The organism is Lentzea cavernae, assembly GCF_014653695.1.
Lineage (GTDB): Bacteria > Actinomycetota > Actinomycetes > Mycobacteriales > Pseudonocardiaceae > Lentzea > Lentzea cavernae.
Map to the genome: position 1 here is coordinate 190,517 of NZ_BNAR01000005.1, position 21,102 is coordinate 211,618.

The following is a 21,102-nucleotide window of genomic DNA, read 5'->3' on the forward strand; positions in this document are numbered from 1 at the left end:
CCCGGATGCGCAGGGCGGTGTTGATCGCGCTGGCGGTGGTTGTCACCATCGTCGCCGTGGTCTTCACCTTCCAGCGCAAGTTCGTGTACTTCCCCTCCCCCGGTCCGCTGCCCGCGGCGGACGAGGTGCTGCCCGGCGGCCGTGACGTCCGGCTGGTGACGGCGGACGGCCTGGTGCTCGGCGGCTGGCACTTCGAGCTGCCCGAGGCGCCCGCGACGGTCATCGTGTTCCCCGGCAACGCCGGCAACCGCTCGGGGCGGGTGTCGCTGGCGCAGGGGTTGATCGCCAGGGGGTTGTCGGTGCTGCTGTTCGACTACCGCGGGTACGGCGGCAACCCGGGCAAGCCCGCGGAGGAGGGCCTCACCTTCGACGCGCGTGCGGCGCTGGACTTGATCGACGGGCCGGTCGTGTACTTCGGTGAGTCGCTGGGCGCGGCGGTGGCGGCGGAGCTCGCGACGTTCCGGGCACCCAAGGGCATGGTGCTGCGTTCGCCGTTCACGTCGCTGGCGGCGGCGGGGTCGCACCACTTCCCGTGGTTGCCGGTGAAGATGTTGTTGCAGGACAAGTACCCGGTGCTCGAACGGGTGTCCGCTGTGGACGTTCCGACGGTGGTGCTGCTGGGCAGCGCCGACTCGGTGGTGCCGCCCGCGCAGAGTCGCGAGGTGGCGACGGCGGCACGGGCGCGGCTGGTGGAGATCGGCGGCGCCGACCACAACGACGCGGTGCTCAACTCGGGCCCGCAGGTCATCGACGCGGTGGTGTCGGTCAGCTAGGCGCGATCTCACCGGAGCCGCGGCGCACGAGCGCGGCGGGGACGACGGCGTGCACGGGCGGTGAGGTGTCGCCGTCGATGCGGGCCAGGACGAGGTCGGCGGCCTTGCGGCCGATGCCGGGGACGTCCTGGCGCACGACGGTGATGCCGGGGTCGAGCATGTCGGCGAGCGGGAAGTCGTCGAAGCCGATGACCGCGACGCGGTGGTGCAGGCCGCGTTCGCGCAGCACGCGCATCGCACCGACGGTGACGAGGTTCTGGGCGGTGAACAACGCGGTGGGCGGCCGGTCGAGGCCGAACAACGCGGCGGTGGCGTCCGCGGCGAGGTCCTCGCCGTGCAGGTCGGTGCGCACGAGCGCGTCACGCAGGGTGAGCCCGGCCTGGGCGAGGCCCTCCAGGTAGCCGGTGTAGCGCTCCTGGCTGGTCCACAGCGTGCGGCGGTCGCCGAGGAACGCGATGTCGCGGTGACCCAGTGCCGCGAGGTGCAGCACGGCGTCGCGGGAGCTGTCGCGGTTGGTGGTGGTGACGCAGTCGGTACCGCCGAAGGTGGGCGGCCGGTCGACGAGCACCATCGGGGTGCCGCGCTGGCGTTCGTGCTGCAGGGCGTCCTGGTGCCCGCCCGCGGCCATGACGACGACGCCGTCGACGCGGCGCGCGGACAGCGACACGAGCAGTTCGCGTTGCAGGGCGTGGTCGTCCTCGCTGCTGCCGGCGAGCACGAGGACGCCGCTGTGGCGGGCGCGGTCCTCCACGGCGCGCAGCAGGGCGGCGTCGAAGGGGTTGGACAGGTCCTCGAACAGCACGCCGATGGTGGCGCTGCGGCGGTCGGAGCGGCGCAGGGCGCTGGCGGTGAGGTTGGGCCGGTAGCCCAACGTGCGGGCGGCGTCGCGGACGCGCTGGACGACCTCGGCCCCGGCGCCGGGAAGGCCGTTGATCACCCGCGACACGGTCTTCGTACTGACCTTCGCCAGGGCGGCGACGTCGCGCATGGTGGGTTCGCGTCTGCCCGCTGCGGGGTCCATGGCCACGTCCTTTGGACTCTTGCGTCAACGATGACGTGAACGGTATACCCGATTGAGTCCACTCGTAGCTGCTCTTCCGTTACTCACGGTGAGTCTGCGGAGGTCTGGTTACGTCAACGTTGACGTAGGAGTTGTCATGCGCAGGACGGTCGGGGTTTTCAGCGCAGCGGCGTTGCTCGTGCTCACCGCGTGCGGAGGTGGTGGCTCGTCCGGTGGCGGGTCGACGCTGGTGGGGCTGGTGACGAAGACGGACACGAACCCGTTCTTCGTGAAGATGAAGGAGGGCGCGCAGCAGGCGGCGTCGTCCTCGGGGGTCACGGTGCAGTCGTTCGCGGGCAAGCAGGACGGCGACAACCAGACACAAGTCGACGCGATCGAGAACCTGATCGCGTCCGGCGCGAAGGGCATCCTGATCACACCGAGCGACTCCAAGGCGATCGTGCCGTCGGTGGACAAGGCACGGGCGGCCGGGCTGCTGGTGATCGCCCTGGACACCCAGCTGGAGCCGGCGAGCGCGGCGGACGCGACGTTCGCGACCGACAACTACAAGGCCGGCCTGCTGATCGGCCAGTGGGCGAAGGCGAAGTTCGCCAAGGACGGCAAGCAGGCCAAGATCGCGTTGCTCGACCTCAACCCGAACCAGGTGTCGGTGGACGTGCAGCGCGACCAGGGTTTCCTGGAGGGCTTCGGTGTCGACGTGAAGGACAAGAACCGCATCGGTGACGAGTCCGACCCGCGGATCGTGGGCCACGACGTCACCAACGGCGACCCGTCCGGTGGCCGCACGGCGATGGAGAACCTGCTGCAACGCGACCCGGCGATCAACCTCGTCTACACGATCAACGAGCCCGCGGCCGCCGGTGCCTTCGAGGCGTTGAAGGCGGCGGGCAAGGAGAAGGACGTCGTGATCGTGTCGGTCGACGGCGGCTGTCCCGGTGTGAACAACGTCAAGGCCGGGGTGATCGGGGCGACCTCGCAGCAGTACCCGCTCAAGATGGCGCAGCTCGGGGTGGAGGCGGTGGCGAAGTTCGCGAAGGACGGGTCCAAGCCGCAGAACACCGACACCGGGGTCACGCTGATCACCGACCAGCCCGCGGACGGCGTGGAGTCGAAGGACTCGGCGTTCGGCCTGCAGAACTGCTGGGGCTGAGCCATGACGGCCACGGCTGCACGGCCCTCGGCTCCGCTGCCCGAGCAGCGGGACCGCTCGGTGCTCTCCCGGTTGCAGCACCTGTTGCACGCGCAGGCCACGATCGGGCCGGCGGTGGTGCTGCTGGTGTCGGTGGTGGTGTTCGCGCTGTTGTCGGAGCGGTTCCTGACGCCGGGCAACATCTCGCTGATCCTGCAGCAGGTCGCGGTGGTGGGCACGCTCGCGGTGGGGCAGACGATCGTGATCCTGACCGCGGGGATCGACCTGTCGTGCGGGGCGATCATGGTGCTGACCTCGATCGTGATGGCGAAGGTCGCGGCGGAGACCGGCCTGCCGGGCCTGCCCGCGCTGCTGCTCGGCTTCGCCGTGGGCACCCTGTGCGGGCTGCTCAACGGCCTGCTGGTGACGCGGCTGAAGCTGCCGCCGTTCATCGTCACGCTGGGCACGCTCAACGTGTTCTTCGCCCTGAACCTCTGGTACTCGGGCAGCGCCACCATCCGTGGCACGGACATGCCGTCGTTGCTGCTGTGGACCGGGCAGACCTTCACCGTCGGCGGTACGCGCATCACCTACGGCTCGATCCTGCTGGTCGCGCTGGTGGCGGCGATGGCGTTCGTGCTGAAGAACACCGCCTGGGGCCGGCACGTCTACGCCACCGGCGACGACCTGGAGGCCTCGCGCCTGTCCGGTATCCGCACGGCCCGTGTGCTGCTGAGCGTGTACGCGACGGCGGGGCTGATCTACGCGGTGGCGGCGTGGACGTTGATCGGCCGGATCGCCTCGGCGAGCCCGCAGGCCGGGCAGACCGACAACCTGGACTCCATCACGGCGGTCGTGATCGGCGGGACGTCGCTGTTCGGCGGCCGCGGCGCGGTGGTGGGGTCACTGATCGGCGCGTTGATCGTCGGCGTGTTCCGCAACGGTCTCGCGCTGGCCGGGGTGGACGTGCTGTGGCAGACGATGGCGGTCGGTGTGCTGATCATCGTGGCGGTGTCGCTGGACCAGTGGATCAGGAAGGTGAAGGCATGAGCGCCCCGATCCTGCGGGCCACGGGCCTGGTCAAGCGCTACGGCAGGGTGACCGCGCTCGCGGGGTCGGACCTGGAGCTGTTGCCGGGCGAGATCCTCGCGGTCATCGGCGACAACGGGGCGGGCAAGTCGTCGCTGATCAAGGCCCTGTCGGGGGCGGTGGTGCCGGACGAGGGCGAGATCTTCCTCGACGGGCAGCCGGTGTCGTTCCCGAGCCCGCTGGACGCACGGCGGGCCGGGATCGAGACGGTGCACCAGTCGCTGGCGGTCGCGCCGTCGCTCGACATCGCCTCGAACCTGTTCCTGGGCCGCGAACGGCGACGCAAGGGCGTGCTGGGCTCGGTGTTGCGGATGCTCGACCGCGCCGGCATGCGGGAGGAGGCGCGCCGCCAGCTCGACGCGCTGGGGATCATGACGATCCAGAACCCCGGCCAGGCGGTCGAGACGCTCTCGGGCGGTCAGCGCCAGGCGGTCGCGGTGGCTCGGGCGGCGGCGTTCGGCAGCCGGGTGGTGATCATGGACGAACCCACCGCCGCCCTGGGGGTGCGGGAGTCCCGTGCGGTGCTGGACCTGGTGCTGCAGGTCCGCGACCGCGGCCTGCCGGTGATCCTGATCAGCCACAACATGCCGCACGTGTTCGAGGTCGCCGACCGCATCCACATCCAGCGCCTGGGCCGGCGCAAGGCCGTGGTGGACCCGAAGTCCATCTCGATGTCGGACGCGGTGGCGATCATGACCGGGGCGATGGAACCGCCGGGTTAGGCGGTGCCGAAGGGGTTGTCGATCACGTATCGCCACCGGCCGTCCCCGCCCCGGCGGGCGACGTCGGTGGCGGTACCGCTCACCTCACCGATCCTCCAGTCCACGATCAGCAACGCGATCCCGTCGTGTTCGTAGACGTGCCGGGGCGCCACGTCGATGGGCAGGCCCAGCCCGAGGAACCGCTGGTTGGCCTCCCGGCGCGCGAGACCGGTGACGGTGGTGCCGGGCTCGGGCACGAACAGGCCCGCGGGCTCGTACACGGCGTCGACCGCGGCCGCGTCACGGGAGTTGAAGGCGGCGGCGAAGGTGTGGGCGACACTGGAGGGGTGCATGCCGACAGCGTCGCCTCCGCTCAGGTGGGTCACCAAACGGTGACCTGGGACCGGCCGTCCGCGGACTGCCCGGTGGAGGTGGCGCTGGCGGCGATCAGCGGCCGGTGGGCGACGCTGGTGCTGCGGGACCTGATGGCGGGGCCGCGGTCGTTCACGCGGTTGCGGGCGGGGTTGCCGTCGCTGAGCGCGAAGGTGCTCACGGAACGGCTGGAGTCGTTGGTGGCGCAGGGGTTGGTGTCGTGCACCCGCTCCCCCGCTTTCCCGGTGCGCACCTCGTACGCAGTGACGGCGAAGGGGTTGTTGCTGCGGCCGTTGCTGGAGCAGCTCTACCGCACGGGTGAGGCGCTACTGGACGAGTCTCTACTGGGCGAGGTCGCGGATCACTGACTCCAGCGGCGCGAGGACGTTGCGGGAGGAGCGCAGCTCGTCGGACACGAGCACCGTGCGCCGGGCGGTGCGGCGCCAGAACTGGCCCCGGACGGGGATCTCGATCAGGTTGAGGTCGAAGACGGGCTCGTGGCCGAGTTCGGTGGTGAGCTGCCCGACGGCCTCCTTGAGCGCGAGCCCGAAGTCGTTCCTGGACCTGTCGCGCCGTGTCGTCTCCCCCGGCGAGGTCGGCGCGGGGTGCCAGGCGTCGTAGGCGGCGCGCAGCTGGGCCGGCGGGCCGACGGGCCACTGGCTGGGCGCCGTGAGGGCGCCGCCGGACTCCACCGCCCTGGTCCACCACCGGTCCCACGCCGGCCCGAAGGTCTCCGGCACGTACACGTCGTGCACGCGCGGGACCGGCGCGTTCAGGGGCGGGACCGCGTCGGCGGTGGGTGTGCTCAGCCCGAGCGCGTCACGAACGTAGAGGGCGAAGGTGTCGCCGGTTCTGCTCGACACCTGCCAGGTGGAATCCCCGGGGAAGTGCATGCTCCACGGTAGCGGCTCACAGCGGCACGGCGTCGAGTGCTTTGTAGATGCGCTTGTCGCTGATCGTGTACCGGGTCTTGATGGTCTGGGCGAAGTAGGACAGGCGCAGTTCCTCGATCATCCAGCGGATCTCGTCGAGCTCGGGCGCGGGTTCGTCGGCGGGGGTCTGCGCGCGCAGTTCCCGGTACTCGGCGTGGACCTGATGCACCTGGTGGGTCCAGTCGAGGTCGCGGCGCGGGTTCTCCGGCAGCTTCTCGATGCGCCGGGCGATGCCCTTGAGGTAGCGCACGAGGTCCGGGAGCCGGTCGTAGCCGGTGCGGGTGACGAATCCCTTGTACACCAACGAGTTGAGGTGCGCGCGGATGTCGGCGGCCGAGTCCGGCGCGCCCTTGAGACCGTTGAGGGCCAGTTCGGCCTGGTGGGCGGCTTCGAGGACCTTGCGGACCTCCTGCACGACGACCCACGTGGTGTCGTTGAGCGCGGCCTGGACCTTCTTGAGCTGGGCGGCGTAGGCCTTGGCGTCCCACGCGGGGTCGCCCATGAGCCGGTCGACCGCGGCCGTGATGCAGTCCTGCAGCAACGCGGCGACGCCGCCGTGCGGGTTGCGGGTCAGCGCGAGCTTCGCGGCGTTGTCGAGGTGGCGCTGCAGGTGCTTGACCGGTGAGTTGATGCCCAGCAGCAGGAGCCTGCGCACGCCGCGGCGGTGCGCGTAGGCCTGCCGGCCGGGGGTGTCGAGGACCTTGATCGCGGCGGTCTCGCCCCGGTCGACCAGCGACGGGTAGGCGGTGACGGTGATGCCGGACTGCCGTTGCTCGATGGTCCTGGGCAGCGCGTCGAAGTCCCAGGTGGTCAGGCCGGTGCGTTCGAGGTGCCCGGCGGCCTGCGACAGCGACTCGCGGACCTCGTCGCGCAGCTTCTCCTTGAGCACCGCGATGTCCTTGCCCTCGGCGAGGGTGCGGTTGTGCTCGTCGACGACCTGGAACGTGAGCTTGAGGTGGTCCGGGACCGAGTCGAACTGCCAGTCCTCGCGGTGCACGGTGACCCCGGTGAGGGCTTTGAGCTCGCGTTCGACGCCGCCGAGCAGGCTGGTCTCGCCGGGTGTGATGCGGGCGAGCACGGCGGTGGCGACGTCGGGGACGGGAACGAAGTTGCGGCGGATCGGTTTGGGCAGCGACCGGATGAGCGCGACGACCAGGTCGTGGCGCAGGCCGGGGATCTGCCAGGAGAACGCGTCGTCGTCCAGCGTCGTGAGCGCGGGCAGCGGCAACTGCACGGTGACGCCGTCGTTCTTCGTGCCGGGCTCGAAGTGGTAGCTCAGCGGCAACGTCAGCTCACCCTGGCGCCACTGGTCCGGATAGGCCTCCGGGGTGACGTCGGCGCGTTCGTTGACCAGCATGTCCTTGGTGAAGGTGAGCTGGTTCTTGTCCTTCTGCTTCTTCCACCACGAGTCGAAGTGCCGTGCGGAGACGACCTCGGGGGCGACGCGTTTGTCGTAGAAGTCGAACAGGGTCTCCTCGTCGACGACGATGTCCCTGCGGCGCGCCCGGTTCTCCAGTTCGCCGACTTCCTCGAGCATCGCCCGGTTGGTGTGGAAGAACCGGTGGTGCGTGGTCCACTCGCCCTGCACCAGGGCGTGGCGCAGGAACAGCTCCCGGGACAGCTCGGGGTCGATGCGCCCGTAGTTGACCTTGCGGCCGGCCACGATCGGCACCCCGTACAGCGTCACCTTCTCCAGCGCGACGACGCTGCCGCGTTTGGTCTCCCAGTGCGGTTCGGAGTACTGGCGCTTGACGACGTGCTCACCGAGGCGCTCGGCCCACTCGGGTTCGATCTTGGCGACGATGCGCCCCCACAGGCGGCTGGTCTCGACCAGTTCGGCGGCCATCACCCACTGCGGTGGTTTCTTGGCCAGGGCAGAGCCGGGGAAGATCGCGAACTTGGCGTTGCGGGCGCCGAGGAACTCCGTGAGCGGCCGCCGTTTCTCGTTCGGGGCCTGCTTCTTGAGGACGTCCTTCACGCCGATGTGGCTGAGCAGTCCCGACAGCAACGCGATGTGGATGTTGCGCGGGTCACCGGGCTGGTCGTTGACGTGCATGCCGATTTGCTTGGCGACCTGCCGCAGCTGCAGGTAGATGTCCTGCCACTCGCGCACGCGCAGGTAGTTGAGGAACTCGGCCTTGCAGCGCTTGCGGAACTGGTTGCCGGACAGTTCCTTCTGCTGTTCCTTGAGGTACTGCCACAGGTTGAGGAACGTGACGAAGTCCGATTCCTTGTCCACGAACCTCGCGTGCTGCTGGGTCGCCGCCTCCTGCTGGTCGGCGGGCCTCTCGCGCGGGTCCTGGATGGACAGCGCCGCGGCGATGATCATGACCTCTTTGAGGCAGCCGGTGGTGTCGGCCTCGAGCACCATGCGCCCCAGGCGCGGGTCCACGGGCAGCGCGGCGAGCTTGCGCCCCGTCGGGGTGAGCTTCTTCTCGGCGGCGTTGATCGCGCCGAGCTCCTGCAGCAACCCGATGCCGTCGTTGATGTTGCGGCTGTCGGGCGGGTCGATGAACGGGAACCGCGCCACGTCACCGAGACCGATGTTGGTCATCTGCAGGATGACGCTCGCCAGGTTGGTGCGCAGGATCTCCGCGTCGGTGAACTCCGGGCGTGCCTCGAAGTCCTCCTCGGAGTACAGGCGGATGCAGATGCCCTCGCTCACGCGCCCGCAACGCCCCTTGCGCTGGTTCGCGCTCGCCTGCGAGATCGGCTCGATCGGCAGCCGCTGCACCTTGAGGCGGTGGCTGTAGCGGGAGATGCGCGCGTTGCCGGGGTCGACGACGTACTTGATGCCGGGCACGGTGAGGCTGGTCTCGGCGACGTTGGTGGCCAGCACGACCCGCCGCCCGGTGTGCCGCTGGAACACCCGGTGCTGCTCACCGACGCTGAGCCGCGCGTACAGCGGCAGGATCTCGGTGTTGCGCAGGTCCTCGGCCTTGAGCGCGTCGGCGGTGTCGCGGATCTCCCGTTCACCCGACAGGAACACCAGCACGTCGCCGGGCCCCTGGGCCTGCAGCTCGTGGACGGCGTTGATGATCCCCTGGGTCTGGTCGTCGTCCTCCTCGAGCGGCCGGTACCGGGTCTCCACGGGGTAGGTGCGCCCGGAGACCTCGATGACCGGGGCGTCCTCGAAGTGCGCGCTGAACCGCTGCGGGTCGATCGTCGCACTCGTGATGACGACCTTGAGGTCGGGCCGGCGCGGCAACAGCTGCTTGAGGTAGCCGAGCAGGAAGTCGACGTTGAGGCTGCGTTCGTGGGCCTCGTCGATGATGATCGTGTCGTACCGGCTCAGCTCGCGATCGGTCTGGATCTCCGCGAGGAGGATGCCGTCGGTCATGAGCTTGACCAGGGTGTCGTCACCGGACTGGTCGGTGAACCGCACCTTGTACCCGATCGTGTCACCGAGCTTGGTGCCCAGCTCCTCGGCCACGCGCTCGGCCACGGTGCGCGCGGCGATGCGCCGCGGCTGGGTGTGCCCGATCTGACCGGTGATGCCCCGCCCGAGCTCCATGCAGATCTTCGGCAGCTGCGTGGTCTTGCCGGACCCGGTCTCGCCGGCGACGATCACGACCTGGTTGTTCGCGATCAGCTCTTTGATGTCGTCCTTGCGCTGGCTGACCGGCAGCTCCGCCGGATACGTGATCTTGGGAACCGACTCCCTGCGCAGCGCGACCTTGAGCGCGGCCTCGTCGATCTGGGCGGCGATCTCCTCGGTGATCTTCCTGCGCGCCAGCGGGTCCTTGACCCGGCGTGCGCCGTCGAGGCGCCTGGCGAGCCTGCGTTGATCACGCGGCATGAGCTCGGGCAGACGTTTGTGCAGTTCAGCGTGCGGGGTGTCCATTTGGGTTCAAGGATAGTCAGGCCGCGCGAATCGTTCGCGCCAATAACCGTCCGAGGGCGTCACCGGGGAGTGAGATCGGCAACTCCTGCGTGTGGCTCGGCCCGCGGTGTCACCGGGGGTGGTCGAGGTGTCCGTTCCGCCCGTCGACCGGCGCCACGCCACTCACCTGCGGTAACTCGCCCCCGCTACCTCTCCGGCATCTCCCCGGCCCACCCCTCCGTCTCCCTCTTCCCCTCTGTTTCCCGTGTCTCCGCTCCCCTCCACATCCCCGCTACCACTCAGTTCCGCACCCTCTCAGTTCCGCTTCCCGCTTCCTCGTCCTGCACCGCCACTCCCTCCCCTGCTCTCGCCACTCGTCTCCGTCTCTCCCCACCCGTCCTGCCTCCGCACCTCCACCCTCCGGCTCCCCGTTCGCCCATCTCCCAGCCCGCCGCTCTCACCTCCATCCCCTGCATCTTTCCGCTCCCCATCTCCCCCACCCTTTTTCCGGTCGCCTCTTCCCGCGCCCGCGCCTTCCAGCACCGCGCCTTCCTCTGCTCCCGCCGCTCTCCTCGACTCTCCCCACCCCGGCCCCGCGCGCCTTCCCCCGCTCCCTTACCGGTGCCGTCCTCCCAGCACCCCGCCTCTCCGCCATCCCCCAATGCCGAGACACCGCTGACCTGCACCGATGCCCGAGGCGTCCAAAATTGTCAGACCCCCTCGCTAGCGTTCCGGGCATGGACCTGAACGCGTTCTGGGGCCTGGTGGAGTCCTCCGCTGCGGGGGCGTCCGGCCAGGACGATCGGCTGGAGCGGCTGACTGTCGCGCTGGCCGCGCTGCCTGCCGGTGAGGTGGTGGAGTTCGCGGTGCGGCTCGACGAGGTGCGTCGCCGGGTGGACACGTGGGCGCACTGGCACGCGGCGGATCTGATCTGCGGCGGGTTGTGTTCGGACGACGGGTTCTTCTACTTCCAGGCGTGGCTGGTGGGGCAGGGGCGGGCGGTGTTCGAGGCGGTGGCGTCGTCGCCGGACGCGCTGGCCGATCTGCCGCACGTGCGGTTGCTGGCGTCTCGTGGCGGTGTGCACGCGTGGGCGGATGAGGACTGGCCGGACTGGGAGGGTCTCGACTACGTGGCGGCCGAGGCGTTCGACGGGGATCTGGAGGCGGTGCTGGCCTCGCGCGGGCTGGAGTTGCTGGTGTCTCCGGATCCGGGTGGTGAGTCGTGGGACTTCGCGAGTCCGGTGGAGATCTCGGCGCGGATTCCGCGGTTGGGTGCGTTGTTCGGGAAGGTGGCGTGATGGACGAGCCGGGTGATGTGCCCGTGGATGTCGTGGTGTGGCGGGCTCCGGGTCCGGCGTCGTTCCCGGAGGCGGCGGCCCGGTACGCGGAGCTGCGGTCCTCGCCGTTGGGGGCGTTCGAGCCCGCGGTGGCGGCGTTCGTGCGGGAGTTGCGGCAGACCTCGCCGGATCCGTCGTCGCCGGTGTCGTGGGAGGAGGCGCTGACGGTGGGGGTGGACGCGGTGATCGTGCACGTGGTGTGGCCGGGGCGGCGTCAGGTGCTGGAGCTGGTGGCGTTGCTGGCGTCGCGGCACGGGCTGGTGTGCTTCGAGCCGGCTCGCCAGGTGGCGATGTCCTGACGCAGCCGGGTCTTCGTGCCGGTGGGTGCGAAGGAGGCGTCGACGGCGTTGGTGGCGATGCGCGCGAGAGCGTCGTCGTCGAGGCCGAGGTGCTCGCGCAGCAGCCGGTACTCGTCGGTGAGCGTGGTGCCGGTGGAGGCGGGGGTGTCGGTGCTGAGCGTGATGGTCAGCCCGGCGTCGAGCAGTTGTGGCAGTGGATGAGAGGAGACGGATTCGACCAGTCCCAGTGCGACGTTGGACGACGGGCAGGCTTCGAGCGGTATGGCGCGGTCGCGCAGCAGGGCGACGACTTCCGGGTCGTCGAGTGCGCGGAACCCGTGCCCGATCCGGTTGGCGAGCCCGACGGTCACGGCTTCGGCGACGCTGTGCGCTCCGCAGCACTCGCCCGCGTGGTGCACGAGCCCGATTCCGGCGTCTCGTGCGGCGCGGAACACGGCGGTGAACGGGGTGAGCGGGTGGTCTTCCGCTCCGGCCATCCCGATCGCGACGACCTGCGGGTGTGCGGTCGCGAGCCGCAGTGAGTCCTGAAACCGTGCGACTGACCGCTTCCTGGGGTGGTCCACGATCACACGGCATTCGATGCCGTGGGCGGCCTGTCCTGCGGCGAGCCCGGACAACACCGCCTCGAGCGGCATGTCCGGATCACCGAGCCGTTCTCCGTGCGCTGCCGCGGTGAACGTGACCTCGGCGTACCGGGTCCCCTGCGCTGCTTCCTCGGCGCAGAACTCGTACGCGATCCGGTGGAAGTCCTCGGCTCGCCGCAGGCAGTCCCGCACTGCCCCGTTGTGCGCGGCGAACTGCGCGAACCCGTCGAACGTGCCCGCCGGCGCCGCGGGCACGTCGACCCCGTGGTGCTCGGCGAGCTCCGCGACGGTGTCCGCGTGCACGGTGCTTTCGAGGTGCACGTGCAGGTGGGCCTTGGGCAACGCCGCGAGATCACGCATGACCCGCGACGCTACTCAGACCGGCCCGCGCACGCCTGGGAATTACCCGGCGGCGGCCTGACCGGCGAGGAACGCGGCGGCGCCGCCGATCTCGTGGTCGGGGACGTCGCCGTGCCCGCCGGGGTTGGCGTGCAACGACTTGCGGGCGGTGGCGAAGGCGTCGAACAGCGCGAGCCCGGCGTCGCGCGCCACGAGCCGGTCGTCCCATTGCAGCAGGAACCGCACGGGCACGGTGATGCTCGCCGCGGCCGCCACGAGCGCGTTGGTGGCGCCGATCAGTCCGAACACCGCGGCGTGGACGCGGGGTTCGGCGGCGACGAGCGGGATGCCGATGGCGGCGCCCATGGACATGCCCCAGAACCCGGCGCGATCGCCGAAGTCGGGCAGGGCGTCGAGCACCGACTGCCACTCCGGGATCGCACGTGAGGCCTGCAGGGCGTTGTAGGAGGCCACGAGCTCGCCGGCGTCACCGCCCGCGGTGATGCGGGCGCGGATCTCGGTGGCGAACCGGTCGTCCTGGGCGGTGCGGGCGCGGTCGCCGTGGCCGGGGGCGTCGAGGGTGACGACGGCGAGTCCGGCGGCGGTGCAGCGGTGGGCGCGGGCGACGACGCCGGGAGAACGTGTGTGCTGGCCGCCGCCGTGGGCGCCGAGCACCAGCCCGGCCGGTTCGCCGGGTGGGGTCCACAGGACGCCGGGGACGCCGTCGTGGACGAAGTCGCGGGAGGTGGTGCCGTCGGCGGACGTCGAGGCAGAGGTGAAGCGCATGGTCGAGGCCTTTCGGGGCTGGAGCGCTCCCGTGGCGACGCGCCGGACGGCGTCAGGCCGTGAAGGGGAGGGAGCGCCCATCTGGGGTGACCGCGTTGATGGGACTCACCTCCTCGGGCCGATCGCGTGCGGCGACCCTAGCAAGCGGTGATCACCGGCCGCGCGGGAATTCGGAGCGACACCGGGTGTGCTCGGCCATTAGGTTGCGGTGCCATGCCTGATGTTGTGCAGACGCGCCACGGCGCGACGGTGCTGATGTGCGCGCCGGATGGTCCGAAGATCGCCGACGAGCAGTCCGCTGTGGACCTGATCGGCACGTTGTGGGGTCAGGACGTGCAGTGGCTGGTGGTGCCGGTGGACCGGTTGCCGCAGGAGTTCTTCGTGCTGCGCACGCGGGTGGCGGGCGCGGTGGTGCAGAAGTTGCAGCAGTACGGGTTCCGGGTGGCGGTGGTCGGCGACATCACCGAGCAGGTGGCGGCGAGCACGGCGTTGCGGGACTTCGTCCACGAGTCGAACCAGGGCCGCCAGTTGTGGTTCGTGCAGGACGAGTCGGAGCTGGACGCACGCCTGAAAGACGCGGCCTGACCACGGCGAACGGCCCTATTGCAAGATAGTGGCAATAGTTAGTCTCGGTGGCATGGACATCCGCCGTTCTCTGTCGCAGCACAGTGGTCCGCGCAAGTCGCCCTACGAGCTCACGCGCCGGCTCGCCGAGTACCTCACGCCCGAGACCCGCCCGGAGGATCCGGTGCGGGTGCTCGAGCAACGGGTCGCGGGCCTGCTGGGCAAGCCCGCGGCGTTGTTCTTCCCGTCGGGAACGATGGCGCAGCAGGCGGTGTTGCGGGTGCACGCCGAACGCACGGGCCGGCGCGCGTTCGCCGCCCATCCGCAGACGCACCTGCACGTGTGGGAGAACCAGGGCTACAACGCGCTGCACGACCTGTGGTTCCACCCCGTCGGCGACCGCAACGAACTGTTCGGACTGGACGAGCTCAAAGCGGTGCACGAACCGCTCGCGGCGGTGGTGTTCGAGCTGCCCCAACGCGACATCGGCGGTGTCCTGCCCGCGTTCGCCGATCTGGCGGCGCAGGCGCAGTGGGTCAGGGCCAGTGGCGCGGCCGCGCACTGCGACGGTGCGCGGCTGTGGGAGGCGCAGACCGGCTACGACGCCACGCTCGCCGAGATCGCCGCCGTGTTCGACACGGTGTACGTGTCGCTCTACAAAGGACTGGAGGGCGTGCGCGGGGCGGTGCTCGCCGGTGACGCCGAGACGATCGGGCAGGCCTCGGTGTGGCGCCGGCGCATGGGCGGCGCGATCGTGGACGCCTGGCCGCTCGCGGCGATCGCGTTGATGGGCCTGGACGCGAACCTGCCGCGCATGGCCGAGTTCAAACGGCACGCGCAGGCCGTGGCCGAGGCGATCAACGCCGACGGTTTCGCACACACCACCCCGGACGTGCCCGCCACTCCCCTGTTCCACGTCCACCTGCCGATGTCGCGCCACGACGCCCAGCGGGCCGCCCAGAACCTCTTGGAGGAGACCGGGATCAGGCTGTTCCTCCACGCCCGGTCGAACCCGGACCCGCGCCGGTGCAGCTTCGAGGTGAGCGTGGGGATCAGCGGGCTGGAGTTCACGCCGCACGAGGTGGTGGAGTTGATCAAGGGACTACCATCACGGATGTGAGCCTGCCCGAACCCGTCCAGCACGCGCTGGTCAGGGTCTCGCACTCGGTGCTGATCGACGTCGACGCGCTCGCGAGCGTGCGCGAGAGGTTCGACGACGAGCAAGCCGCCTCGCTGAGCAACTACCTGCGCAGCGCCCAGTCCCCCAACACGGTGCGCGCCTACCGCTCCGACTGGATCGCGTGGGCCGGGTGGTGCCAGGCCGAGGGCCGCCAGGCGCTGCCGGCCGACCCGCTCGACGTGGCCGTGTACCTGGCGGTCGCCGCGGACACCGTCAAGCCCGACGGCACACCGGCGTTCGGCGCCTCGACGCTGGAACGCAAGTCCGCGGCGATCTCGGCCGTGCACGCCGCGAACGGCCTGCCGAGCCCGACGCGCAGCGACGTCGTGCGGCTGACACTGCGCGGTATCCGCCGCACGCGCAAAACGCAGCCACGACGCAAACGCCCGGTGCTGCTGGAAACACTGGAAGCGCTGCTGAACGAACGCCCGCAGGACGGCCCGGCGCGCGCGAGGGACGCCCTGCTGCTGCTCGTCGGCTTCGCCGGCGCCCTGCGGCGCAGCGAGCTCGCGGCCATCGAGTTCGAGGACGTCACGGTCGACGTGGACCCGCGCACGCACGAACCGCTGCTCCTGATCAGGCTGGGCACGACCAAGACCGACCAGACCGGCAAGCACCAGCAGTCGGTGGTCCTGCCGCGCGGCAGCAGGCGCCCGACGTGCCCGGTGTGCGCGTTCGCCGACTGGGCCGACGTCCTCGGCGGCAGGGAGATCTCCGAGACCGGCCTGCACCGCTGCCACGGCTACCAGCCGACCGCGCGGCAGGGCGCCCTGTTCCCCGTGGTGAACCGGCACGGCGGCATCGGCGCCAAGGCCATGTCGGGACGCGCCGTGGCGGAGCTCGTGAAGCGCTACGCGGTACGCGCGGGCCTGGACCCGGCGCTGTTCGGCGGGCACTCTCTGCGGGCGGGGTTCGCGACCCAGGCGGCGCTGGGCGGGGCGAGCGACCGGGAGATCATGCGGCAGGGCCGGTGGACCAACCCGCGCACGGTGCACCGCTACATCCGCACCGCCAACCCCCTCGAGGACAACGCCGTGACCCGCCTCGGCCTGTGATCTTGTGACCCAGGTCTCACGCCGGGTGGTTAACTGTAAACAAGATCCCCTCCGGCAGGCCTGAACCGAACGCAGCAACGCGTTACGCCGCACGCACCTGCGCGCCCGGAAGTTACCGGCGGGTTTCCACAGCCCGTGAGCTGCTGTTTCATGTCCGAATTCAACCAAATCGCGGTGGGCTGACCAGCGCGTCAGTCCAATTCATGAAGCAATCTCGCACTCTGGGAGTGGCCAGAAACGAGCACCGAGAGCAATACGATCACCACACCCGGTCATCGACGATGGTCGGGCAGCTCCACCGGTGATCAGCCCGGCGCCCCTGTAACGCCGCGACCGGCCACCACCCCGGGACCACTCAGGATCCGCCGCAAGAACGCCGAGGTCCGGACCGACCCCCTGCACGGTCCGGACCTCGGCACAGCCTCACGGACGCAGATCGGTCGCCGCCAGGAACGACCCGTCCATGTGGAACGGCACCGAATCGTGCTCGTGCGTCACCAGCCACCGCCCCTCACGCCGCTGCAACCCCACGGTCGTGCGCATCCACATCGAGAACCCCTCCGGATACCCGACCGGCACCGCGGCCAGCCGCGCCAGCCCGTGCACGAACGCCACATCACCGGACACCACCACCGCCAGGTCGCGGTGCTCCAGCGTGATCGGCCCGTCGAACCCGGCCATCCACCCCGCCACCGCCTCCGGATCACGCGCGTCCAGCCCCGTGTTGCGCAACGGCGGCGCCAGCGTGCACGTCACCGCGTCCTGCGCGTACCGCGCCACGACCCGCGCCGGATCACGCAACCGCAACCCCTCCGCGTGCTCGGCGAACAACGCCAGGATCGCGACCTCGTCCTGCACCAGCGTTCCGGTCATCCCACAACCTCCGTCTCGAAGTGACACTCCGATGTCGAGACACGGCCCGCGGTCTCGACATGGCGGTGAGAAGATTTTTTCCGCAGCCAGCCGACCAGGAGGCCGGAAGTGAAGTACCTGATCCTCATCTACAGCAACCCGAAGTCACGGGCCGCGTGGGACAAGCTCACCGACGAACAGCAGATGAAGTTCGGCCAGGACCACTACGACCTGTCCGCCAAACTCCGCGCCTCCGGCGAACTGATCGTCAGCGAAGGCCTCCCCGGCCCCGAGACCGGCAAGGGCGTCAGCATCCGCGACGGCGAGGTCGTCGTCACCGACGGACCGTTCGCCGAGGCCAAGGAGTACCTCGCCGGCTTCTACCTCGTCGAGGCCGACACCATCGACGAGGTCGTCGCCCACGCCGCCACCCTGCCCGACGCCCACAACGACGGCATCGAAGTCCGCCCCGTCTGGGACATGTCGATGCTCGACGGCACGTGACACCCCAGGTGGAGGGCCTGCTGCGCACACTCGCGCCGCAGGTCCTCGGCGTTCTCGTACGCCGCCACGGCCAGTTCGACGTCTGCGAGGACGCCGTGCAGGAAGCCCTGCTCGCCGCCGCACGGCAATGGCCCGCCGACGGCGTCCCGGACAACCCCAAGGGCTGGCTCATCACCGCCGCGTCCCGCCGGTGGATCGAGCAGTACCGCGCCGACACCGCACGCCGCCACCGCGAGGACAAGGTCGTCGCCCTCACCCCCGCCCCACCCGACCCGGTGCCCGCTCAGGACGACACGCTCACCATCCTCGCGCTGTGCTGTCACGAGTCACTGACCACCGCCTCGCAGATCGCCCTCACGCTGCGCGCGGTCGGCGGGCTCACCACCGCCGAGATCGCCCGCGCGTTCCTCGTCCCCGAAGCCACCGTCGCCCAGCGCATCAGCCGCGCCAAGCAGAAGATCAAGCAGTCCGGCGCGAAGTTCCGCCCACCCCAGGACCTCACGGCCGTCCTGCACGTGCTGTACCTGATCTTCACCGAAGGCTCCACCGCCAGCTCCGGCGACGACCTCCTCCGCGTCGACCTCACCGCCGAAGCCCTCCGCCTGACCCGTCAACTGCACAAACGCAGACCACACGACGGAGAGCTCACCGGACTGCTCGCGCTGATGCTGCTCACCGACGCACGCCGCCCCGCCCGCACCGACCCCCACGGCGCCCTCATCCCACTCGCCGAGCAGGACCGCACCCGATGGGACCGCCACGCGATCAACGAAGGCACCGCACTCATCGAAGCGGCGCTGCAAACCGCACAGATCGGCCCCTACCAACTACAGGCCGCCATCGCCGCCGTCCACGCCGACGCCACGACCGCGGACGACACCGACTGGAACGAGATCCTCGGCCTCTACGACCTGCTCACCGTCACCGCACCCGGCCCGATGGTCGCCCTCAACCGCATCGTCGCCCTCGCCATGGTCCACGGCCCGCAGCAGGCACTCGACGAACTGTCCACACTGGAACTCGACCACTACCGCGTGCACGCCGTCAAAGCACACCTGCTGGACCTGCAAGGCGACCACGACAACGCCCGCACCGAATACGAGAAAGCCGCCGCACTCACCCTGAGCGCACCCGAACAGCGCTACCTCAGGCTCCGGTCGCGCCGCCCACGGTAGCGTCCGACGACGGCGCCTCCTGCGGGGGCGCCACCGGCACCACACCCGACAGGTCCCCACCGTTGTCGTTGGTCCGCAACACAAAAGGCCGCGTCTGCGTGTACTGCACCACCGAGATCGAACACGGATCCACCACGATCCGCTGGAACCCGTCCAGGTGCACACCCAACGCGTCCGCCAGCACCGCCTTGATCACATCACCGTGCGAGCACAACACCCACACCGCACCAGGACCGTGCTCCTCGGACACACGCGCGTCATGCGCACGCACCGCCGCCACCGCACGAGCCTGCACATGCGCCAGACCCTCACCATCGGGGAACACAGCGGCGGAAGGATGCTGCTGCACGACCTTCCACAAAGGCTCGTCGTACAGGTCCTTCAACGCCCTACCGGTCCACGCCCCGTAATCCACTTCGGACAGATCCGGCTCCGCCACGGCCACCAACGACCGATCGGCCAGCAACGGCGCCAACGTCTCCTCACACCTCTGCAGAGGAGACGACACCACCGCGCTGACCGGAACGTCCTTCAAACGACCCACCAGAGCCGCCGCCTGAGCCCGCCCGCGCTCGTCCAACCCCACACCCGACGATCTCCCGGCGAGCACACCGGAACCGTTGGCAGTCGAACGAGCATGTCGGAGCAGGATCACCGTGGCCACGGCACCCACCTTAGATCGGCTGCAGCAACCCCATCGACAGCAGCCCCATCAGCACCAGACCCAGCATCAACCGATACCACACGAACGCCGAGTACGAATGCTTCGACACGTACTTCAGCAACCACGCGATCGTCGCGTACCCCACCACGAACGAGATCAGCGTCGCCACGACCATCTGCGGGATCGACGCCTGCACCCCCGTCCCCGACCGCTCCAGCACGTCCGGAATCGAGAACAACCCCGCCCCGAACACCGCCGGAATCGCCAGCAGGAACGAATACCGCGCCGCCGCCTCCCGGTTCAACCCCAGGAACAGACCCGCCGTCAACGTGCCACCCGACCGCGACACACCTGGGATCAGCGCCAACGCCTGCGCCAGCCCCATCCCGATCGCGTCCTTCATCCGCAACTCGTCACGCTGCTGCTTCGCCAGATGATCCGCCAACCCCAGCAGCAGACCGAACACCACGAGCATCGTCGCCGTGATCCACAGGTTCCGCGCCGACGTCCGGATCTCGTCCTTCAACAGGTACCCGAGAACCGAGATCGGCACGGAACCGATGATCACGTACCAGGCGAGCTTGTAATCCTTCTCCTTGCGCGCCTCAGCGGAGAAGAGGCCGCGGAACCAGGCGCTGATGAAGCGCCCGATGTCCTTGGCGAAGTAGATCAGCACCGCCACCTCGGTACCCAGCTGGATGACCGCGGTGAACGAAGCGCCCGCGTCGTTGCCGAAGAACAGCGTCGACGTGATGCGCAGGTGCGCACTGCTGGAAATCGGCAGGAATTCCGTCAGTCCTTGGACCAGTCCGAGGACCAGAGCCTGCAACCAGCTCAACTACCCACTCCTGCCAGATCCAGAGCCTCGGCCGCGGTGCGAAGGCCCGCGATCCCCTGCTCGAGATCTTGCAGCATCGGCGAAACGGACAGCGTGGTGACCCCCGCGGCAGCAAGCGCCTGCATCCGGTCTGCTATGCGCTCCTTCGGGCCCAGCAACGCAGTCGCGTCCAGGAACTCCAGCGGAATCGCCGCCATCGCCCCCGCGTAGTCCCGCGACAGGTACTTCTCCTGGATCTCCTCGGCCTGAGCCGGAAAACCCATGCGCACCATCAGGTTGTTGTAGAAGTTCTGCTTGCGGCTGCCCATGCCGCCCACGTACAGCGCCGTGTACGCCCGAACCGGATCAGCACACGCCTTCCAGTCCTCACCGACGACCAGGGGCACCGTCGGAACGACGTCGAAACCCTCCATCGTCTTGCCGGCCTTCTCCCGGCCCGCCTTCACGCTGGCCAGGGACTCCGCCGAGAACTCCGGCGAGAAGAAGATCGCCAGCCACCCGTCCGCGATCTCCCCCGTCAACTCCAGGTTCTTCGGCCCCACAGCCGCCAGGTAGATCGGAATCTGCTCCCGCACCGGGTGCACCGTGAGCTGCAACGCCTTGCCCGGGCCATCCGGCAACGGCAGGGTGTAGTGCTCACCCTCGAACCGCAGCTTCTCCCGCGACAGCGCCTTCTTCACGATCTCCACGTACTCACGCGTACGAGCCAGCGGCTTGTCGAACCGCACACCGTGCCAGCCCTCCGACACCTGCGGACCCGACACACCCAGTCCCATCCGGAACCGGCCACCCGACAACGTGTCCAAAGTGGCCCCGGTCATCGCCGCCATCGCGGGCGTCCGCGCCGGGATCTGGAAGATCGCGCTACCGACGTCGATGCGTTCGGTCTGCGCGGCCACCCACGCGAGCACCGTCGGCGCGTCGGAACCGTAGGCCTCCGCGGCCCACACCACCGAAAAGCCGAGACGGTCGGCCTCTTTGGCCAGCTCAAGGTTCGCGGCGTCGTTGCCGGCGCCCCAGTATCCGAGGTTCAATCCGAGCTTCACGCAGCGAGACCCTACCGGCCAGTAACACCGAATGCCAGG

Annotated in this window: 22 protein-coding genes; 12 read left to right on the forward strand and 10 right to left on the reverse strand. The window is 69.7% G+C overall.

The features are described 5' to 3' along the window. The first annotated feature begins 5 nt into the window (after positions 1-5). Positions 6-773, forward strand: coding sequence for an alpha/beta hydrolase (locus IE307_RS18385; RefSeq protein ID WP_191299196.1), 768 nt, complete (start codon positions 6-8; stop codon positions 771-773). Here the strand turns inward: IE307_RS18385 and IE307_RS18390 are convergent. After that, positions 766-1,794 (reverse strand): LacI family DNA-binding transcriptional regulator, encoded by a 1,029-nt coding sequence (locus tag IE307_RS18390; RefSeq protein ID WP_191299197.1) that lies wholly within the window; start codon positions 1,792-1,794, stop codon positions 766-768. The two genes, IE307_RS18385 and IE307_RS18390, sit on opposite strands and share 8 nt — an antisense overlap. 136 nt (positions 1,795-1,930) lie before the next feature. Between IE307_RS18390 and IE307_RS18395 the strand changes: the two genes are divergently transcribed. Genes IE307_RS18395 through IE307_RS18405 form a run of 3 tightly spaced genes read left to right on the forward strand, consistent with a single transcriptional unit; the run spans position 1,931 to position 4,734 of the window. Beyond that, positions 1,931-2,944 carry a sugar ABC transporter substrate-binding protein gene (locus IE307_RS18395; RefSeq protein ID WP_191299198.1) on the forward strand — a complete coding sequence of 338 codons (1,014 nt, stop codon included), beginning with the start codon at positions 1,931-1,933 and terminating at the stop codon, positions 2,942-2,944. A gap of 3 nt (positions 2,945-2,947) precedes the next feature. Next, positions 2,948-3,973, forward strand: a complete 1,026-nt coding sequence (locus IE307_RS18400; protein WP_191299199.1) for an ABC transporter permease — start codon at positions 2,948-2,950, stop codon at positions 3,971-3,973. Continuing rightward, positions 3,970-4,734, forward strand: a complete 765-nt coding sequence (locus IE307_RS18405) for an ATP-binding cassette domain-containing protein (RefSeq protein WP_191299200.1) — start codon at positions 3,970-3,972, stop codon at positions 4,732-4,734. The genes IE307_RS18400 and IE307_RS18405 overlap by 4 nt, the downstream gene beginning before the upstream one ends. On the opposite strand, the gene IE307_RS18410 is transcribed toward IE307_RS18405, so the two are convergent. Further along, positions 4,731-5,066, reverse strand: a complete 336-nt coding sequence (locus tag IE307_RS18410) for a YybH family protein (RefSeq protein ID WP_191299201.1) — start codon at positions 5,064-5,066, stop codon at positions 4,731-4,733. The genes IE307_RS18405 and IE307_RS18410 overlap by 4 nt on opposite strands. On the opposite strand from IE307_RS18410, the gene IE307_RS18415 reads away from it, so the two are divergent. Further along, on the forward strand, positions 5,061-5,453 hold the full coding sequence (locus tag IE307_RS18415; RefSeq protein ID WP_191299202.1) for a winged helix-turn-helix transcriptional regulator: 393 nt from the start codon (positions 5,061-5,063) through the stop codon (positions 5,451-5,453). The two genes, IE307_RS18410 and IE307_RS18415, sit on opposite strands and share 6 nt — an antisense overlap. Here the strand turns inward: IE307_RS18415 and IE307_RS18420 are convergent. Both IE307_RS18420 and hrpA read right to left on the reverse strand, forming a co-directional pair. Next, positions 5,427-5,948 carry a hypothetical protein gene (locus IE307_RS18420; RefSeq protein ID WP_191299203.1) on the reverse strand — a complete coding sequence of 174 codons (522 nt, stop codon included), beginning with the start codon at positions 5,946-5,948 and terminating at the stop codon, positions 5,427-5,429. The genes IE307_RS18415 and IE307_RS18420 overlap by 27 nt on opposite strands. Before the next feature lie 46 nt (positions 5,949-5,994). Beyond that, on the reverse strand, positions 5,995-9,861 hold the full coding sequence (gene hrpA, locus IE307_RS18425; RefSeq protein ID WP_191299204.1) for an ATP-dependent RNA helicase HrpA: 3,867 nt from the start codon (positions 9,859-9,861) through the stop codon (positions 5,995-5,997). Between the two features lie 716 nt (positions 9,862-10,577). On the opposite strand from hrpA, the gene IE307_RS18430 reads away from it, so the two are divergent. Further along, the gene (locus IE307_RS18430) at positions 10,578-11,138 is read left to right on the forward strand and encodes a DUF4240 domain-containing protein (protein ID WP_191299205.1); all 561 of its coding nucleotides are present in this window, start codon (positions 10,578-10,580) and stop codon (positions 11,136-11,138) included. Next, on the forward strand, positions 11,138-11,476 hold the full coding sequence (locus tag IE307_RS18435) for a hypothetical protein (RefSeq protein WP_191299206.1): 339 nt from the start codon (positions 11,138-11,140) through the stop codon (positions 11,474-11,476). Before IE307_RS18430 ends, IE307_RS18435 begins: the two co-directional genes overlap by 1 nt. Here the strand turns inward: IE307_RS18435 and add are convergent. Together add and IE307_RS18445 are read right to left on the reverse strand one after the other, a co-directional pair. After that, positions 11,392-12,420 (reverse strand): adenosine deaminase, encoded by a 1,029-nt coding sequence (add, locus tag IE307_RS18440; protein WP_191299207.1) that lies wholly within the window; start codon positions 12,418-12,420, stop codon positions 11,392-11,394. The genes IE307_RS18435 and add overlap by 85 nt on opposite strands. 42 nt (positions 12,421-12,462) lie before the next feature. Beyond that, on the reverse strand, positions 12,463-13,185 hold the full coding sequence (locus IE307_RS18445; RefSeq protein ID WP_191299208.1) for an alpha/beta hydrolase: 723 nt from the start codon (positions 13,183-13,185) through the stop codon (positions 12,463-12,465). A 213-nt stretch (positions 13,186-13,398) separates the two neighbouring features. Between IE307_RS18445 and IE307_RS18450 the strand changes: the two genes are divergently transcribed. From IE307_RS18450 to IE307_RS18460, 3 genes are read left to right on the forward strand one after another with little or no spacing between them, the layout of a single operon-like run. Further along, positions 13,399-13,770, forward strand: a complete 372-nt coding sequence (locus tag IE307_RS18450) for a DUF4180 domain-containing protein (protein WP_191299209.1) — start codon at positions 13,399-13,401, stop codon at positions 13,768-13,770. 52 nt (positions 13,771-13,822) lie between these two features. Beyond that, positions 13,823-14,869 (forward strand): threonine aldolase family protein, encoded by a 1,047-nt coding sequence (locus IE307_RS18455; RefSeq protein WP_191299210.1) that lies wholly within the window; start codon positions 13,823-13,825, stop codon positions 14,867-14,869. Beyond that, the gene (locus IE307_RS18460; protein WP_229904832.1) at positions 14,866-15,984 is read left to right on the forward strand and encodes a site-specific integrase; all 1,119 of its coding nucleotides are present in this window, start codon (positions 14,866-14,868) and stop codon (positions 15,982-15,984) included. The genes IE307_RS18455 and IE307_RS18460 overlap by 4 nt, the downstream gene beginning before the upstream one ends. Positions 15,985-16,407: 423 nt before the next feature. Here IE307_RS18460 and IE307_RS18465 read toward each other — a convergent pair whose 3' ends face one another. Next, positions 16,408-16,857, reverse strand: coding sequence for a YybH family protein (locus tag IE307_RS18465; protein ID WP_191299211.1), 450 nt, complete (start codon positions 16,855-16,857; stop codon positions 16,408-16,410). A gap of 108 nt (positions 16,858-16,965) precedes the next feature. On the opposite strand from IE307_RS18465, the gene IE307_RS46770 reads away from it, so the two are divergent. Together IE307_RS46770 and IE307_RS18470 are read left to right on the forward strand one after the other, a co-directional pair. After that, the gene (locus tag IE307_RS46770) at positions 16,966-17,340 is read left to right on the forward strand and encodes a YciI family protein (RefSeq protein ID WP_229904833.1); all 375 of its coding nucleotides are present in this window, start codon (positions 16,966-16,968) and stop codon (positions 17,338-17,340) included. Next, positions 17,337-18,515: an RNA polymerase sigma factor gene (locus IE307_RS18470; protein WP_229904834.1), complete on the forward strand. Its 1,179-nt coding sequence runs from the start codon at positions 17,337-17,339 to the stop codon at positions 18,513-18,515. Before IE307_RS46770 ends, IE307_RS18470 begins: the two co-directional genes overlap by 4 nt. Here IE307_RS18470 and IE307_RS18475 read toward each other — a convergent pair. From IE307_RS18475 to IE307_RS18485, 3 genes are read right to left on the reverse strand one after another with little or no spacing between them, the layout of a single operon-like run. After that, a complete protein-coding gene (locus tag IE307_RS18475; RefSeq protein WP_191299213.1) occupies positions 18,487-19,179 on the reverse strand; it encodes a histidine phosphatase family protein in 693 nt (230 codons plus the stop codon). The genes IE307_RS18470 and IE307_RS18475 overlap by 29 nt on opposite strands. 10 nt (positions 19,180-19,189) lie before the next feature. Continuing rightward, the gene (locus tag IE307_RS18480) at positions 19,190-20,017 is read right to left on the reverse strand and encodes an undecaprenyl-diphosphate phosphatase (protein ID WP_191299214.1); all 828 of its coding nucleotides are present in this window, start codon (positions 20,015-20,017) and stop codon (positions 19,190-19,192) included. Beyond that, positions 20,014-21,063, reverse strand: a complete 1,050-nt coding sequence (locus IE307_RS18485) for an LLM class F420-dependent oxidoreductase (protein WP_191299215.1) — start codon at positions 21,061-21,063, stop codon at positions 20,014-20,016. Before IE307_RS18485 ends, IE307_RS18480 begins: the two co-directional genes overlap by 4 nt. Between the last annotated feature and the right edge of the window lie 39 nt (positions 21,064-21,102).